This window comes from Micrococcus sp. KRD096 (assembly GCF_017168495.1).
GTDB lineage: Bacteria > Actinomycetota > Actinomycetes > Actinomycetales > Micrococcaceae > Micrococcus > Micrococcus luteus.
The window spans coordinates 127247-143825 of record NZ_JABFAY010000018.1 but is presented as its reverse complement, the minus strand read 5'-3'; the positions used below and the strand labels follow the sequence as shown (position 1 = coordinate 143825).

13 protein-coding genes are annotated in these 16579 nt (G+C 73.5%); all 13 read left to right on the top strand.

The genetic code is table 11. The annotated features are described in order from the left end of the window. Positions 1–20: 20 nt before the first annotated feature. A complete protein-coding gene (gene hisG / locus J1M41_RS09510; protein ID WP_036315380.1) occupies positions 21–869 on the top strand; it encodes an ATP phosphoribosyltransferase in 849 nt (282 codons plus the stop codon). Between the two features lie 46 nt (positions 870–915). Beyond that, positions 916–1686 carry an imidazole glycerol phosphate synthase subunit HisF gene (gene hisF, locus J1M41_RS09505; protein ID WP_049146869.1) on the top strand — a complete coding sequence of 257 codons (771 nt, stop codon included), beginning with the start codon at positions 916–918 and terminating at the stop codon, positions 1684–1686. A 44-nt stretch (positions 1687–1730) separates the two neighbouring features. Continuing rightward, on the top strand, positions 1731–2111 hold the full coding sequence (gene hisI, locus J1M41_RS09500; protein WP_036315375.1) for a phosphoribosyl-AMP cyclohydrolase: 381 nt from the start codon (positions 1731–1733) through the stop codon (positions 2109–2111). Further along, positions 2108–3658, top strand: coding sequence for an anthranilate synthase component I (locus J1M41_RS09495; RefSeq protein WP_206451635.1), 1551 nt, complete (start codon positions 2108–2110; stop codon positions 3656–3658). Before hisI ends, J1M41_RS09495 begins: the two co-directional genes overlap by 4 nt. Further along, on the top strand, positions 3658–4263 hold the full coding sequence (locus J1M41_RS09490; RefSeq protein ID WP_036338648.1) for a Trp biosynthesis-associated membrane protein: 606 nt from the start codon (positions 3658–3660) through the stop codon (positions 4261–4263). The genes J1M41_RS09495 and J1M41_RS09490 overlap by 1 nt, the downstream gene beginning before the upstream one ends. Positions 4264–4388: 125 nt before the next feature. Beyond that, the gene (locus J1M41_RS09485) at positions 4389–4712 is read left to right on the top strand and encodes an HGxxPAAW family protein (protein ID WP_159833115.1); all 324 of its coding nucleotides are present in this window, start codon (positions 4389–4391) and stop codon (positions 4710–4712) included. A 5-nt stretch (positions 4713–4717) separates the two neighbouring features. Then, positions 4718–5524, top strand: coding sequence for an indole-3-glycerol phosphate synthase TrpC (gene trpC / locus J1M41_RS09480; protein ID WP_206451634.1), 807 nt, complete (start codon positions 4718–4720; stop codon positions 5522–5524). A gap of 29 nt (positions 5525–5553) precedes the next feature. Further along, on the top strand, positions 5554–6879 hold the full coding sequence (gene trpB / locus J1M41_RS09475; protein WP_206451633.1) for a tryptophan synthase subunit beta: 1326 nt from the start codon (positions 5554–5556) through the stop codon (positions 6877–6879). Then, positions 6876–7682, top strand: a complete 807-nt coding sequence (trpA, locus tag J1M41_RS09470) for a tryptophan synthase subunit alpha (RefSeq protein ID WP_206451632.1) — start codon at positions 6876–6878, stop codon at positions 7680–7682. Before trpB ends, trpA begins: the two co-directional genes overlap by 4 nt. Positions 7683–7782: 100 nt before the next feature. Further along, the gene (gene lgt, locus J1M41_RS09465) at positions 7783–8706 is read left to right on the top strand and encodes a prolipoprotein diacylglyceryl transferase (protein WP_342214098.1); all 924 of its coding nucleotides are present in this window, start codon (positions 7783–7785) and stop codon (positions 8704–8706) included. Between the two features lie 203 nt (positions 8707–8909). Then, positions 8910–13562: a glutamate synthase large subunit gene (gene gltB / locus J1M41_RS09460; RefSeq protein ID WP_036338633.1), complete on the top strand. Its 4653-nt coding sequence runs from the start codon at positions 8910–8912 to the stop codon at positions 13560–13562. Beyond that, complete coding sequence (locus tag J1M41_RS09455; RefSeq protein ID WP_158183747.1) at positions 13555–15015, top strand: glutamate synthase subunit beta; 1461 nt, start codon at positions 13555–13557, stop codon at positions 15013–15015. Before gltB ends, J1M41_RS09455 begins: the two co-directional genes overlap by 8 nt. A gap of 76 nt (positions 15016–15091) precedes the next feature. After that, entirely contained in the window at positions 15092–16579 is a 1488-nt protein-coding gene (gene pyk / locus J1M41_RS09450) for a pyruvate kinase (RefSeq protein ID WP_036338629.1), read from the top strand.

Below are 16579 nucleotides of genomic sequence, written 5' to 3'. Positions count from 1 at the left end.
CACCCCGAGGAGACCGACGCGTGCTGCGCATCGCCGTGCCCAACAAGGGCGCCCTGTCCGAGTCCGCCCGCGAGATCCTGACCGAGGCCGGCTACCGGCAACGCCGGGACTCCCGCGAGCTCGTCCTCGTGGACCCCGAGAACAACGTCGAGTTCTTCTACCTGCGTCCCCGGGACATCGCCGTCTACGTCGGCCAGGGCACCCTCGACGTCGGCCTGACCGGCCGCGACCTGTTCTGCGACGCGCAGGTGGGGGACACCGCCGAGGAGATCATGGCGCTCGGCTTCGGCCGCTCCGTGTTCCGTCTCGCTGCCCCCGTCGGCTCCTTCACCTCCGCCGAGCAGCTCGCCGGCAAGCGCATCGCCACGAGCTACGACGGCCTGCTCTCCGACTACCTGGCCCGCACCGGCCTGGACGCCACGGTGGTCCACCTCGACGGCGCCGTGGAGTCCTCCGTCAAGCTCGGCGTGGCGGACGCGATCGCCGACGTCGTGGAGACCGGCAGCACTCTGCGCGCCGCCGGCATGGAGGTCTTCGGCGAGCCCATCCTCGACTCGGAGGCCGTGCTGATCGGCCGCGCAGGGGAGCGCCCCGAGGGCCTCGACGTGTTGCTGCGCCGCCTCAAGGGCGTGCTCGTGGCCCGCCGCTGGGTCATGATCGACTACGACATCCGCCGTGACCTGCTGGAGGCGGCCACCGCGGTCACCCCGGGGCTGGAGTCACCGACGGTCTCACCGCTGCGGGACGAGACGATGGTCGCCGTGCGCTCCATGGTCCGCAAGCCGGACGCCAACCGCGTCATGGACGAGCTGTACGCCCTGGGCGCCCGCGGCATCCTGATCTCCGCGATCCACGCGATCCGCCTCTGACGGCCCGCGCCGTCCCGCCCGAGCCCCCCGAGACGAAGGAGCCGACGTGAGCCTCGCCGTGCGTGTCATCCCCTGCCTGGACGTGGACGCCGGGCGCGTGGTCAAGGGCGTGAACTTCGAGAACCTGAGGGACGCGGGCGACCCGGTCGAGCTCGCTCGCCGCTACAACGCCGCGGGCGCCGACGAGATCACGTTCCTCGACGTCACCGCCTCCACCTCGGACCGCGCCACGACCTACGACGTCGTGACCCGCACGGCAGAGGAGGTCTTCATCCCGCTGACCGTGGGCGGCGGCGTGCGCACCGTCGAGGACGTGGACCGGCTGCTGCGCACGGGGGCGGACAAGGTCTCCGTCAACACCGCGGCCGTGGCCCGGCCCGAGGTGATCACGGAGATCACCCGGCGCTTCGGGTCCCAGGTCCTCGTGCTCTCCCTCGACGCCCGGCGCACGGAGGACCCGGGATGCGCTTCCGGCTATGAGGTCACCACCCACGGCGGCCGCCGGGGCACCGGCATCGACACCGTCGCCTGGTGCCGGGAGGCCTCCGAGCGCGGGGTGGGGGAGATCCTGCTCAACTCGATCGACGCGGACGGCACCCGCGAGGGCTTCGACCTGGAGATGATCCGGGACGTGCGCGCCGTGACGCGGGTGCCGCTGATCGCCTCCGGCGGCGCCGGCGAGCCCGAGCACTTCCCGCCCGCCGTCGCGGCCGGTGCGGACGCGGTGCTCGCCGCCTCCCTGTTCCACTTCGGCCCGGACGACATGCTCGCCCGCGTCAAGGACGCCCTGCGGCAGGCGGGGCACACCGTCCGCTGACCCCGTCGGCCACGCCCATCTCCGGCTCCCTAGACTGGACCTCCATGAGCATCTCCCCGCCCGACGACCTCGTGGCCACCGTGACCTTCGACGACCGGGGCCTGGTGCCCGCCATCGCCCAGCAGGAGGGCACCGGCGAGGTGCTCATGATGGCGTGGATGAACGAGGAGTCCCTGCGCGCGACGCTCGAGACCGGCTGGGCCACCTACTGGTCCCGCTCGCGCGGCGAGCTGTGGCGCAAGGGGGAGACCTCGGGCCACCTGCAGCGGGTGCGCGCGGTCCACGCGGACTGCGACGGCGACACCCTGCTGCTCACCGTGGACCAGACCGGCCCCGCCTGCCACACGGGCACCCGCACCTGCTTCACCGGCCGCGAGATCGTCATGCCGGCGGCCGCCGTCGACCCCGAGGAGGCCGCCCGATGACCGCCGCCACCACTCCCTCCCGTGCGGAGTTCCTGCGTCTGGCGGACACCGCCCGCGTGATCCCCGTGGTCCGCACGGTGCTGGCGGACGGCCTCACGCCGCTGGCGATCCATCGGCGCCTGGCCGGCTCCCGCCCCGGCACCTTCCTGATGGAGTCCGCCACCCCGGGCGCGGCGTGGTCCCGGTACAGCTTCATCGGGGCCGGCTCATCCGTCACCCTGACCTCGCGGGACGGCGAGGCGCACTGGCAGGGCACCCCGCCCGAGGGGCTGCCCACGCAGGGCCGCGCCCTGGACGTGCTCGCGGCATGCCTGCGCCTGCTGCGCACGGACGTGCGCGCCGAGGTCGGAGGCGTTCTGCCGCACCTCGTCTCCGGCATGGCCGGCTTCCTGGGCTGGAACACGGTCCGCGCGTGGGAGCGCCTGCCGCACCCGCCCGAGGACCACCTCGGCCTGCCCGACCTCGCGATGAACCTCGTCACCGACCTGGCCGTGCACGATGCCCTGGACGGCACCGTGACGCTGATCGCCAACGCGGTGAACGGCAACGGCCTGGCCACCGGCGCGGACCGCGCCTACGACGACGCGCTCGCCCGACTGGACGCCATGGTCCAGCGCCTGGCCGCCCCGGCAGCGGACCCGGTCAGCGACGTCCCGCGTCGCTGGCTCGAGGCGGACGCGGACGAGGTCGCCGCCCAGGCCGAGGACCGGTGGGGCGCCGAAGGCTTCCGCGAGGCCGTCGCGAAGGCCCAGCGGGCGATCCGCGACGGCGAGGTGTTCCAGGCCGTCGTCTCCCGCCGCCTCTCGGTCACCACGGACGCCGCCGGTCTGGACGTGTACCGCGTCCTGCGCATGGTGAACCCGAGCCCCTACATGTACCTCTTCTCCTTCGAGACCCCGGACGGGGAGCCGTACGAGATCGTGGGCTCCTCGCCCGAGGCGCTCGTCACCGTGCGGGACCGCCGCGTGGTCACCCATCCGATCGCCGGCTCACGGCCGCGCGGGGCCACCGAGGAGGACGACCGCCTCCTCGGCAAGGACCTGGTGGAGGACGAGAAGGAGCGGGCCGAGCACCTCATGCTCGTGGACCTCTCCCGCAACGACCTCTCGCGCGTGTGCCGCCCCGGCACCGTCGAGGTCACCCAGTTCATGGAGCTCGAGGCGTTCAGCCACATCCTCCACCTGGTCTCGCATGTGGAGGGCCGCATGCGCGACGACGTCGACGCGCTCGACGTCCTCCGCGCCGCCTTCCCCGCCGGCACGCTGTCCGGTGCCCCGAAGCCCCGCGCCCTGCAGCTGCTGGACGAGTGGGAGCCGACCGAGCGCGGGCCCTACGGCGGCGTCGTCGGCTACTTCGACCTGGCGGGCAACATGGACATGGCGATCAACATCCGCTCGGCCACGCTGCACCGCGGCCAGGCACATGTGCAGGCCGGCGCCGGCATCGTCGCCGACTCCGATCCCGACGCCGAGACCGCCGAGACCGTCACCAAGGCGACGGCGCCGCTGCGGTCCGTGCTGACCGCGGGCGAGCTGGGGCAGGCGTGATGCGCCGCCGCACCGTGGTCCTCGCCGCGCTGGCCGCCGGCGCGCTCGTGCTGCTCACGGCGGGCCGCACCTGGGTGACCGCCACGGGCCTGTCCGGCGGGATCGCCTCCGAGGCGACGACGTCGGGCGGCGCCGCCGCGCCCGTCGCCACCGCCATGGCCCTGGTCGTGATGGCCGGTGCCCTCGCCCTGACCACCGCCCGGCGCCTCGGCGCCGTGATCGTCGGCGTGCTCATGGCGCTGGCCGGGGTCGTGATCGCCTCGACCTCGGTCACCGCCGCCCTGGATCCGGCGACGACGGCGGCCGCCGCGGTCGCCGACGCGACCGGGACCACTGCGCTCGCGCAGGACTACGCCGTGACGGCGTGGCCGTGGGTCGCGGCGGCCGGCGGCGTCCTCGCGGCGCTGTGCGGCGTCGTGGCGGCACTGGCGGGCCGTGGCTGGCGTTCGTCCCGGCGCTACGAGAAGGCGCCTGCGGCCTCCGAGCCCGGCCCGGCCGCCGCCGGGGAGCAGCCCGCGCAGTCCGCCCGCGAGGCGGCCCAGCGCCGGCGCGTGGACCAGATGGACGCGTGGGACGAGCTGTCCCGCGGCAACGACCCCACGTGAGTGCCCGTCTCTCGGACCGCCCCGCACCGCCCGGGTCGTCCCGGGTCACGCGGGCCCGGCCCCGTGCCCGCATGGCACAATGAGGGACAGTCGTCATGTACACCACGCACCAGTGAGGGACAGCCATGAGCCACACCGCGAACACCGCGCACACCGAGCCCACCACCCGTCGCGCCGCCCGCCGCGGCGCCGTCGAGGACGTCGTCGTCACCGAGGACGGCCTGGTGCTCAACGACCCGACCCACCTCGAGCTGCCCGGCCACGGCAACTCGCCCGGCGCGTGGGCCATGGTGGCGCTCGTGCTCGTCGGCTTCGTGGCCGGCTGCGTCGGCCTGCTCGCCGACTGGAGCGTCGTCGTGTGGATCGGCCTGGCCCTGATGGCCGTGGGCGTCGTCGTGGGCATCGTCGCCGGCAAGGCCCGCGCGGGTCGCGGCCAGCACGGTCACTGATCCGCGTGTCCGTCCTCCAGGAGATCATCGACGGCGTCCGCGAGGACCTCGAGCCACGTCGCCGTGCCCTGCCCGAGGCGCGCCTGGCCGAGCTAGTGGCCGCCGCCCCCGTGCCGCGCGACGCCCACGCGGCCCTGCTCGGCGGACGCACCGACCCCGCGGGGATCCGGGTGATCTCCGAGGTGAAGCGGGCGAGCCCCTCCAAGGGCGCGCTCGCCGAGATCCCCGAGCCGGCCACCCTGGCCCGCGCGTACGAGCGCGGCGGCGCCAGCGCCGTCTCCGTGCTCACCGAGGCCCGCCGCTTCGGCGGCAGCCTGGCCGACCTGGACGCCGTGCGCGCCGCCGTCGATCTGCCGGTCCTGCGCAAGGACTTCACCGTCACCGAGTACCAGATCCACGAGGCCCGCGCCCACGGGGCCGACCTGGTCCTGCTGATCGTGGCCGCCCTCGATGACGCCGAGCTGGCCGGCTTCCTGCAGCTCACCGAGTCCCTGGGCATGCACGCCCTCGTGGAGGCCCACACGCCCGAGGAGATCGAGCGCGGCGTCGCCGCCGGCGCCCGCATCCTCGGCGTCAACGTGCGCAACCTCAAGACCCTGGACGTCGACCCGGCCCGCTACGCCGCGCTGGCCGACGGGCTGCCCGAGGACGTCGTCCGGGTCGCCGAGTCGGGCGTCGAGTCCGAGGCGCAGATCAAGGCCTACGCCGCCGCGGGCGCCGACGTCGTGCTCGTGGGCGAGGCCCTCGTGCGCCACGACGCCCCCGAGGAGGCGCTGCGCGCGTTCCGCGCCGCGTCCCTCACCGTCCGCTGACCGAACCAGACCCGAGGAGCGTGGTCGCCATGAGCACCGACCGTCCGAGCACCGAGCCCGCGATCGAGTTCGAGGGGCCCTATCAGGGTCAGGCCGGGCCCTACTTCGGCGACTACGGCGGGCAGTGGATGCCCGAGTCCCTCATGGCCGCGCTGCAGGAGCTCACCCGCACCTACGAGGAGGCGCGGCAGGACCCCGCCTTCGAGGCCGAGCTGCAGACCCTGTTCCGGGACTACGTGAACCGGCCCTCCCTGCTGAGCGAGGTGCCGCGGTTCGCCGCGGGCACCCCCGGCGTGCGCATCTTCCTCAAACGCGAGGACCTCAACCACACCGGCTCGCACAAGATCAACAACGTGATCGGCCAGGCGCTGCTCGCCCGCCGCATGGGCAAGACGCGTCTGATCGCGGAGACCGGCGCCGGCCAGCACGGCGTGGCCACGGCGACGGCGGCCGCGCTGTTCGGCATGGAGTGCACCGTGTACATGGGGGAGGAGGACACCCGCCGCCAGGCCCTGAACGTGGCCCGCATGCAGATGCTCGGCGCTGAGGTGATCCCCGTGGCGATCGGCGCCCGCACCCTTAAGGACGCGATCAACGAGGCCCTGCGGGACTGGGTCGCCTCCGTGGACACCACGCATTACCTGATGGGCACGGTCACGGGCCCGCACCCGTTCCCCGCCATGGTGCGCTACTTCCACTCCGTGATCGGCGAAGAGGCCCGCGAGCAGATCCTGGCGCAGGCCGGCCGCCTGCCGGATGCCGTCGCGGCGTGCGTGGGCGGCGGGTCCAACGCGATGGGCCTGTTCCACGGCTTCCTCGACGACCCTGGGGTGGAGCTCTACGGCTTCGAGGCCGGCGGCGAGGGCCTGGAGACCGGCCGCCACGCCGCGTCCATCACGCTCGGACGCACCGGCGTGCTGCACGGCGCCCGCACGTATCTGATGCAGGACGAGGACGGGCAGACCATCGACTCCCACTCGATCTCCGCCGGCCTGGACTACCCGGCCGTCGGCCCGGAGCACGCCTTCCTGCACGACACGGGCCGCGCCGCCTACGAGCCGGTCTCGGACACCGAGTGCATGGACGCCTTCCTCCGGCTCACGCGCACCGAGGGCATCACGCCCGCCATCGAGTCGGCCCACGCCCTGGCCGGCGCGCTGCGCCTGGCCCGCCGCTGGGCGGACGAGGGCCTCGTGGGGCCCGACGCCCCGGAGGGTCAGGAGCGGATCATCATCGTGAACCTCTCCGGCCGCGGGGACAAGGACGTCGCCACCGCGGCGGCCTGGTTCGGCCTCGGCACGGCCGCGGAGGAGAAGGACCCGCTCGAGGAGATGACCCCCGGAGAGGAGCAGTGACCGGCATGACCGTGCACTCCAAGACCGCCGCGGCCCTGGACGCCGCGAAGGCGGCCGGCCGCACCGGCCTCGTCGCCTTCCTGCCGGCCGGCTACCCGTCCGTGGACGAGTGCGTCGAGGCCGTCGTCGCCGCCGCGGAGAACGGCGCCGACGTCATCGAGCTGGGCCTGCCCTACACGGACCCCGTGATGGACGGCCCCGTGATCCAGGCCGCGACCCAGGCGGCGCTGCAGGCCGGTTTCCGCGTGGCCGACGTCTTCGACATCATCCGACGGGTGACGGAGCGCACCGACGCCGCGGTGCTGGTGATGACGTACTGGAACCTGGTGGACCGCATGGGCGTCGACGAGTTCGCGCGCCGTCTCGCCGAGGCCGGGGGCGCCGGTCTCGTCACCCCTGACCTCGTGCCCGAGGAGGCCGGTGCCTGGATGGAGGCCGCGGACCGTCACGGCCTGGACCGCGTGTTCCTCACCGCGCCCTCGTCCACGGACGAGCGGGTGCGCCTCACCGTCGACTCCTCCCGCGGCTTCGTGTACGCGGTGTCGGTCATGGGCGTCACCGGCACCCGCGACGCGGTGTCCACCGTCGCCGAGACCGTGGTCCGCCGGGCCCAGGATGCCGGGGCGGAGCACGTGTGCGTCGGCCTCGGCGTCTCCCAGGCCGCGCACGTCCGCGAGATCGGCGCCTACGCCGACGGCGCGATCGTCGGCACGGCCCTGGTGCGCGCGCTGACGGACGGCGGGCCGCAGGCCGTCGGCGCCCTCGCCCGCGAGCTGGCCGCCGGCGCCGTCCGGGAGGGCTGAGCATGACCGCCCTGGCCTCCCTGGCGTCCCCCGCCGCCCTCGCACCCCTGGCCTCGCACCCCTGGCCGCGTTCCCCGCCCCCACCTGGGACGGCTTCGAGATCGGCCCGGTGAAGATCCACGCGTACGCGCTGAGCATCATCCTGGGCATCGTCCTGGCGCTGTGGCTCGCCGAGCGTCGGTGGCGCGCCCGCGGCGGCCCCGAGGACCGTGTGCTCGACATCGCCCTGTGGGCCATCCCGTTCGGCTTCGTGGGCGGTCGGCTCTACCACGTGTTCTCCTCACCGGACCGGTACTTCGGGCCCGGCTTCGACGGCACGGGCGACCCGATCCAGATCCTGTACGTGTGGAACGGTGGACTGGGCATCTGGGGCGCGATCGCCCTCGGCGCCGTGGGCGCGTGGATCGCGTGCCGCCGCTACGGGCTGCGGCTGACGGCCTTCGGCGACGTCGTCGCGCCGGGCATCCTGCTGGCCCAGGCCATCGGCCGGTGGGGCAACTGGTTCAACCAGGAGCTCTTCGGCGGCCCGACGACCCTGCCCTGGGGGCTCGAGGTCGACCCGGCCAGCCCGAACTTCCCGGCCGGCTACGCCCCGGACACGCTGTTCCACCCCACGTTCCTCTACGAGTGCCTGTGGAACCTGGCCGGGGTCGCGCTGCTGCTCCTCGTGGACCGCGCGCTGCACCTGCGCCACGGCCTCATGCTGTGGTCCTACGTCGCCTGGTACACCGCGGGCCGCACGTGGATCGAGATGCTGCGCATCGACGACGCCGAGATGGTCACGCTCTTCGGCGTCACCCAGCGGCTCAACGTGTGGACGTCCCTGCTGGTGTTCGTCATCGCCCTCGCGTTCATCGTCGGGATCCTGCTGCGCCATCGCGGCGCGGCCGCCGGCCCCCACGCCCACCAGAGCGTGTGGCGCGCCGGGCACGCCCCCGAGGGCGACGACGGCGCCGCCGTCGCCGCGGGCCGCTCCGGGTCCCACGCCGTGGGCGCGGCGGAGGACGACGCCGTCCGGCGCTGACCCGCTCCCCGGCGCGCCCGCGAGGGGCGCCCGGGGCCCCGGTGTCCCACATGGTGGACATTCGGCGTGTCACAGAACGTCCGGTTCCGCACAGTGGGACGTCGCGCCCGGTAGCGTCTCTTCCACCTCGGGGCCGTCGGCCCCGAGCGTCGGGGCCAGCGCCGTCCCCGTCCGAGCCCCTGCTCTCCGGAAAGGACGGCACCATGCCCGTGGCATCCTCGCCCGCCTCGGCCCCCCGCGCGGGGGGACCGGTGGATCCCTTCGTCCGCTATGCGGACGTCCCCGCCGCCCAGGGCCTCTACGACCCGTCCCGGGAGACCGAGAACTGCGGCCTCGCCGTCATCGCCACCCTGCGGGGCACCCCGGGCCACGACATCGTCCAGCACGCGCTGACCGCCCTGCGCGCGCTCGAGCACCGCGGGGCGGTGGGCGCCGACGAGGGCACCGGCGACGGCGCCGGCCTGCTGACCCAGATCCCCGACGAGCTGTTCCGTGCCGTCGTCGACGCCGAGCTGCCCCCCGTGGGCGAGTACGTCGCCGGCACCGCCTTCCTGCCGCCCGTCGACGGCGAGCGCGCCGAGGCGAAGGAGGCCGTCGAGCGGCTGGCCGAGGAGGAGGGGCTGCAGGTCCTGGCGTGGCGCGAGGTGCCCACCGACCCCTCGGCCCTGGGCGTCGGCTCCCGGGCGGCCATGCCCGCGTTCGAGCAGCTGTTCCTGTCCCTGGCGGACGGTCAGGACGGCACCGAGCCGGGGCAGTCGCTGGACGTGCGGGCGTGGCGGGTGCGCCGCCGCGCCCAGTCCCGCGCCGGCGTCTATTTCCCCTCGCTCTCGTCCCAGACGATCGTCTACAAGGGCATGCTGACGACGGCCCAGCTGGAGCCGTTCTACCCGGACCTCTCCGACGAGCGGTTCACCACCCGGCTGGGCGTGGTCCACTCGCGGTTCTCCACCAACACGTTCCCCTCGTGGCCGCTGGCCCAGCCGTTCCGCACCATCGCGCACAACGGCGAGATCAACACGGTCAAGGGCAACCGCAACTGGATGCGCGCCCGTCAGGGCCAGCTCAAGCACCCGATGCTCGGCGAGGTCCCCGAGGACCTGTTCCCGCTGATCAGCCCCATCGGCTCGGACTCGGCCTCCTTCGACGAGGTCGCGGAGCTGCTCATGCTCTCCGGGCGCCCGCTCACCCAGGCGATCATGATGATTATCCCGGAGGCGTGGGAGAACCACGCGACCATGGACCCGGCCCGCCGCGCCTTCTACCAGTACCACTCCATGCTCATGGAGCCCTGGGACGGACCGGCCGCCGTCGCCTTCTCCGACGGCACCCAGGTGGGCGCCGTGCTGGACCGCAACGGCCTGCGCCCCGCCCGCTGGTGGGTCACCGACGACGGCCTCGTCGTCCTGGCCTCCGAGGTCGGCGTCGTGCCGATCGAGCCCTCGGCGGTGGTGCGCAAGGGGCGCGTGGCCCCGGGGCGCATGTTCCTCGTGGACACCGAGCAGGGCCGGATCATCGGCGACGACGAGATCAAGGCCGAGGTCGCCTCCGCCCAGCCGTGGGAGGACTGGGTGCGCCAGAACCTCCTGGACCTGGAGTCGCTCCCCGAGCGCGAGCACGTCCGCCACACCTCCGAGTCGATCCTGCAGCGTCAGCGCATCTTCGGGTACACCTCGGAGGAGCTGCGCATCCTCGTCGGGCCGATGGCCCAGACGGGCGCCGAGCCGCTCGGTGCGATGGGCACGGACACGCCCATCGCCGTCCTCGCCAAGCGGCCCCGGCTGCTCTTCGACTACTTCGTGCAGTCCTTCGCCCAGGTGACGAACCCGCCGCTCGACGCGATCCGCGAGGAGCAGGTGACCTCGATGCGCACCGCGATCGGCCCGCAGGGCAACGTGCTCTCCCTCGAGCAGGTGCGCACCCGCCAGGTCGACGTCCCGTTCCCCGTGATCGACAACGACCAGCTGGCCCGCATCCAGCACCTGCGCGACGCCGACGGCACCCGCCTGACCCTCAAGGTGAACGGCGTGTACCGGGTGGCCGGAGGCGTCGAGGAGCTCCGCGCCCAGCTGAAGGCGATCTGCGAGCAGGTCTCGGCCGCCGTCAACCGCGGCGTGGAGTACGTGGTGCTGTCCGACCGCGGCGCCACCGCCCAGTGGGCGCCGATCCCGTCCCTGCTGCTGACCTCCGCCGTGCACCACCACCTGCTGGCCTCGGCCAACCGCACCAAGAGCTCGCTGATCGTCGAGGCGGGCGACGTGCGCGAGGTCCACCATGTGGCCGTCCTGCTCGGCTACGGGGCCTCCGCGGTCAACCCGTACCTGGCCATGGAGTCCGCCGAGGAGCTCGTGCGCACGGGGGAGGTCTCGGGCGTCACCGCCGAGCAGGCCGTGGCGAACCTGATCAAGGCGCTCGGCAAGGGCGTCCAGAAGATCATGTCCAAAATGGGCATCTCCACGGTCGCCTCCTACACCGGCGCCCAGACGTTCGAGGCGCTCGGCCTGTCCCGGCGCTTCGTGGACCGCTACTTCGTGGGGACCACGAGCCCGCTCGACGGCGTGGGCATCGACGTCGTCGCCGCCGAGATCCAGGCGCGCCACGAGTTCGCGTATCCGCCGGACGGCAACGACATCAACCCGTACCGCGAGCTCGAGGTGGGCGGCGAGTACCAGTGGCGGCGCGAGGGCGCGCCGCACCTGTTCAACCCCGAGACCGTGTTCCGCCTCCAGCACTCCACGCGGGAGCGGCGCTACGACGTCTTCAAGGACTACACGCGTCGCGTGGACGACCAGGCGGAGGAGCTCATGACCCTGCGCGGGCTCATGCGCCTGCGTACGGGCGAGCGGCCGCCGGTGCCCGTCTCCGAGGTGGAGCCCGTCGAGTCGATCGTGCGCCGCTTCTCCACCGGCGCGATGTCCTACGGCTCCATCTCGCAGGAGGCGCACGAGACCCTCGCGATCGCCATGAACCGCCTCGGCGCCCGCTCGAACTCGGGCGAGGGCGGCGAGGACCCCGAGCGCCTGCTGGACCCGGAGCGCCGCTCGAAGATCAAGCAGATCGCCTCGGGCCGGTTCGGCGTCACCAGCCTGTACCTGGCCACCGCGACCGACCTGCAGATCAAGATGGCCCAGGGCGCCAAACCCGGCGAGGGCGGCCAGCTGATGGGGACCAAGGTGTACCCGTGGGTCGCCCGCACGCGGCACTCGACCCCGGGCGTCTCCCTGGTGTCCCCGCCGCCGCACCACGACATCTACTCGATCGAGGACCTGGCGCAGCTGATCCACGACCTCAAGCGGGCCAACCCGACCGCGCGGGTCCACGTCAAGCTCGTCTCCGAGTCCGGCGTGGGCACGGTGGCCGCGGGCGTCGCCAAGGCGCGCGCCGACGTCGTGCTCATCTCCGGCCACGACGGCGGAACGGGCGCCTCCCCGCTGAACTCCCTCAAGCACGCGGGCACCCCGTGGGAGATCGGCCTGGCCGAGGCGCAGCAGACGCTCATGCTCAACGGCCTGCGCGAGCGCGTCACCGTCCAGGTGGACGGGCAGCTCAAGACCGGCCGGGACGTCGTGATCGCCGCACTGCTCGGGGCCGAGGAGTTCGGCTTCGCGACCGCCCCGCTCGTGGTCTCCGGCTGCATCATGATGCGCGTGTGCCACCTGGACACGTGCCCCGTGGGCGTGGCCACCCAGAACCCCGAGCTGCGCGCGCGCTTCACGGGCAAGCCCGAGTTCGTCGTCAACTTCTTCGAGTTCATCGCGCAGGAGGTCCGCGAGCTGCTCTCGCAGCTGGGCTTCCGCACGCTCGACGAGGCGATCGGCCACCGCGAGCTGCTCGACGTGGACGCGGCCCTGCACCACTGGAAGTCCGAGGGCCTGGACCTCTCGGGCATCCTCGCGGACCCCTCCGTCGGCCGGCGTCCGGGCCACGAGGACGCGCCCATGCGCCGCACCACCGAGCAGGACCACGACCTCGCCTCCCACATCGACCACCGGTTCATCGCCCGGCTGGGGGACACGCTCACGACGGGCACGCCCGTCGTGATGGACGAGGCCGTCGTGAACACGGACCGGTCCGTGGGCACGCTGCTGGGCTACCACGTCACGAGCACGCGGCTCGCCGACGAGCTGGACGACGACACGATCACCGTGCGCCTGACGGGCGAGGCCGGCCAGTCCCTCGGCGCCTTCCTGCCCGCCGGCGTCACCCTGCGGCTCTCGGGCGACGCCAACGACTACGTCGGCAAGGGCCTGTCGGGGGGACGCGTGATCGTCCGCCCCGACGCCGAGGCCCCGTTCGTGGCCGAGGAGAACACCGTGGCCGGCAACGTGATCGGCTACGGCGCCACCTCGGGCCAGCTGTTCCTGCGCGGCCGCGTGGGGGAGCGGTTCCTCGTGCGCAACTCCGGCGCCACCGCGGTGGCCGAGGGCATCGGCGACCACGGCCTGGAGTACATGACCGGCGGTGAGGCGCTGATCCTCGGCGAGACCGGCCGCAACCTCGCCGCCGGCATGTCCGGCGGGCGGGCCTGGGTGCTGGACCTGGACCGGGAGGACCTGAACCCACTCGCCGTCCGCGAGGACGCCCTGATCCTCGAGGCGCCGTCCGCGCAGGACCGGCTGCGGATCGCCGAGCTGCTGGAGCTGCACCGCGCGGAGACGGGCTCCGCCGTCGCCGCCGCGCTGCTCGCCGACCTGCGGGCCGGCGGGGACGCCGCCGACGCCGCGTGGGACCGCTTCACGACCGTCCTGCCCCGGCAGTACGACCTCGTGCTGCGCACCCGTCAGGCCGCGACGGCCGAGGGACTCGACCCGGACGGGGAGGCCGTCTGGGACCGACTGCTGGAGGTGACCCGTGGCTGATCCGCGCGGATTCCTGAAGAACCGGGAGCGCGTCGAGCGCCCCACGCGTCCGGTGCCGGTGCGCATCATGGACTTCAAGGACGTGTACGTCCGCCAGGACGAGGCGATCGTGCGCACCCAGGCCGGCCGGTGCATGGACTGCGGCATCCCGTTCTGCCACTCCGGGTGCCCGCTGGGCAACCTCATCCCGGAGTGGAACGACCTGGTCCGGCGGGGACGCTGGGCCGAGGCCGCCGCGCGACTGCACTCGACCAACAACTTCCCCGAGGTCACCGGGCGGATCTGCCCCGCCCCGTGCGAGGACTCCTGCACCCTGGGCATCAACCAGCCCGCGGTCACCATCAAGCAGACCGAGGTGGCGATCGCGGAGCAGATCTTCGACAACGACTGGCTCGAGCCGGTCGTGCCGGCCCGCCTGAACGGCCACACCGTGGCCGTCGTCGGCTCGGGCCCGGCGGGACTGGCCGCGGCGCAGCAGCTCACCCGCGCCGGCTTCACCGTGGTGGTCTACGAGCGCGACGAGCGCCTCGGCGGCCTGCTGCGGCTGGGCATCCCGGACTTCAAGCTGGAGAAGGACGTCCTGGACCGGCGCCTGGCGCAGATGGAGGCCGAGGGCACCCGGTTCCGCACCGGCGTGGAGATCGGCGTCGACCTGCCCTGGGACCAGCTCAAGGCCCGCTTCGACGCCGTGATCGTGGCGACCGGCGCCCCCGTGGCCCGCGAGCTGCCCGTCCCCGGCCGCGGCCTCGACGGGATCCACCTCGCCATGGACTACCTCGTGCAGTCCAACCGCGCGGTCGCCGGCGACGAGGTCCCGGACCAGATCTCCGCCGAGGGGCGCCACGTGGTGATCCTCGGCGGCGGCGACACTGGCGCGGACTGCATCGGCACCGCGCACCGCCAGGGGGCGGCGTCCGTGACGACGCTGGCGATCGGCCAGCAGCTGCCGGTCGAGCGCCCCGTCCACCAGCCGTGGCCCACGATCCCCAAGGTCCACCGGCAGACCACGGCCGACGCCGAGGGCGGCGCCCGCGCGCACCTTGCCTCCACGGTCGAGTTCCTCGGCGACGAGCACGGCCGCGTGCGCGCCCTGCGCGTGGCGGAGACCGAGTACCGCGAGGACGGCACGCGCGGGCCCAAGGCGGGCACCGAGCGCGAGGTCCAGGCGGACCTGGTGCTGCTGGCGCTGGGCTTCACCGGCATCGAGGAGGGGCTGCTCACGCAGCAGCTCGGCGTGCACGTGACACGCGGGCTCGTGGCCCGGAAGGACGGGTACGAGACCGACGAGCCGGGCGTGTTCGCGTGCGGCGACGCCGGGCGCGGCGCCTCCCTGGTGGTCTGGGCCATCGCCGAGGGGCGTGCGTGCGCGCAGGAGGTCGACGAGTCGCTCGAGCGCTGGTCCCGACTGCCGCACCCCGTGGACCCGGACGACCGCGGCCTCGTCCTCGGCTGAGTCCTCCGTCTCATCTTCCGACGCCACGCGGGCCCGCCCTCCACCGAGGGCGGGCCCGCCCCCTATCGTGGGTCGCATGCGACACGCCAAGATCATCGCCACCTTCGGGCCCGCCACCGACTCCGACGAGACCACCCGCTCGATCATCCGGGCGGGGGCGGACGTGGTCCGCCTCAACATGAGCCACGGGGACCACGAGGTGCACGCGGCCTCCTTCGAGCGGGTGCGCCGGCTCAGCGTGGAGGAGCGGCGCCCGGTCGCGATCTTCGCGGACCTCCAGGGCCCCAAGATCCGCCTCGGCCGCTTCACCGACGGCCCGCATCTGCTCGAGAGGGGCGATCGGATCACCATCACCACCCGGGACGTGCCCGGGACCCGCGAGCTGGTCGGCACCACCCACAAGGGGCTGCCCGGGGACGTCGCCCCCGGTGACGTGCTCCTGGTGGACGACGGCAAGGTGCGCCTGCGCGCCGTCGAGGTCACGGACACGGACGTGCTGGCCGAGGTCGAGGTGCCGGGCATGGTCTCGGACAACAAGGGGATCAACCTGCCCGGCGTGGCGGTGAACGTGCCCGCCCTGTCCGAGAAGGACGAGCGGGACCTGCGCTGGGCGCTGCGCACCGGCGTGGACATGGTGGCGCTGTCCTTCGTGCGGGACGCCGCGGACGTGGACCGGGTGCACGAGATCATGGACGAGGAGGAGCGCCGGGTCCCGGTCATCGCCAAGATCGAGAAGCCCCAGGCGGTGGAGAACCTCGAGGCCATCGTGGACGCGTTCGACGCCATCATGGTGGCCCGCGGCGACCTCGGTGTGGAGCTGCCGCTCGAGGACGTGCCCGTGGTGCAGAAGCGTGCGGTGGACCTCGCCCGCCGGTGGGCGAAGCCGGTCATCGTGGCCACCCAGGTGCTCGAGTCGATGATCGACAGCCCGCGCCCGACGCGCGCCGAGGCCTCGGACTGCGCCAACGCCGTGCTCGACGGCGCGGACGCCGTCATGCTCTCGGGCGAGACCTCAGTGGGCGCGTATCCAGTCGAGACGGTCCAGACGATGGCCCGGATCATCGAGTCCACCGAGACCCACGGCCTCGAACTCATCCACCCGCTCGGCTCGCGTCCCCGCACGCGCGGCGGCGCGATCACCCGGGCCGCCGTCGAGGTCGCGAACCAGCTCGAGATCCCGTTCCTCGCCACGTTCACCGAGTCCGGCGACTCGGCCCGTCGGCTCAGCCGCCTGCGGCCGCGTCAGCCGATCTACGCGTTCACCCACCACGAGCACACGCACAACATCCTGTGCCTGACGTGGGGCGTCTACCCGAAGATGGTCCCGTTCCAGGACTCCACGGACAAGATGACCCTCCAGGTCGAGCAGTCGCTCACGTCGGAGGGCATCGCCGAGCACGGCGACCTCGTGGTGATCGCCGCCGGGTCCCCTCCCGGGGCCGTGGGCTCCACGAACACGCTGCGTGTGCACCGCGTGGGCGACGACGCCGCGGGCGGCTCGTCCGCGGCGTCGCCGCAGACGCGCGAGCCCGTCGGCTTCTGGCCGGCCCGCTCCCCGCTCTGA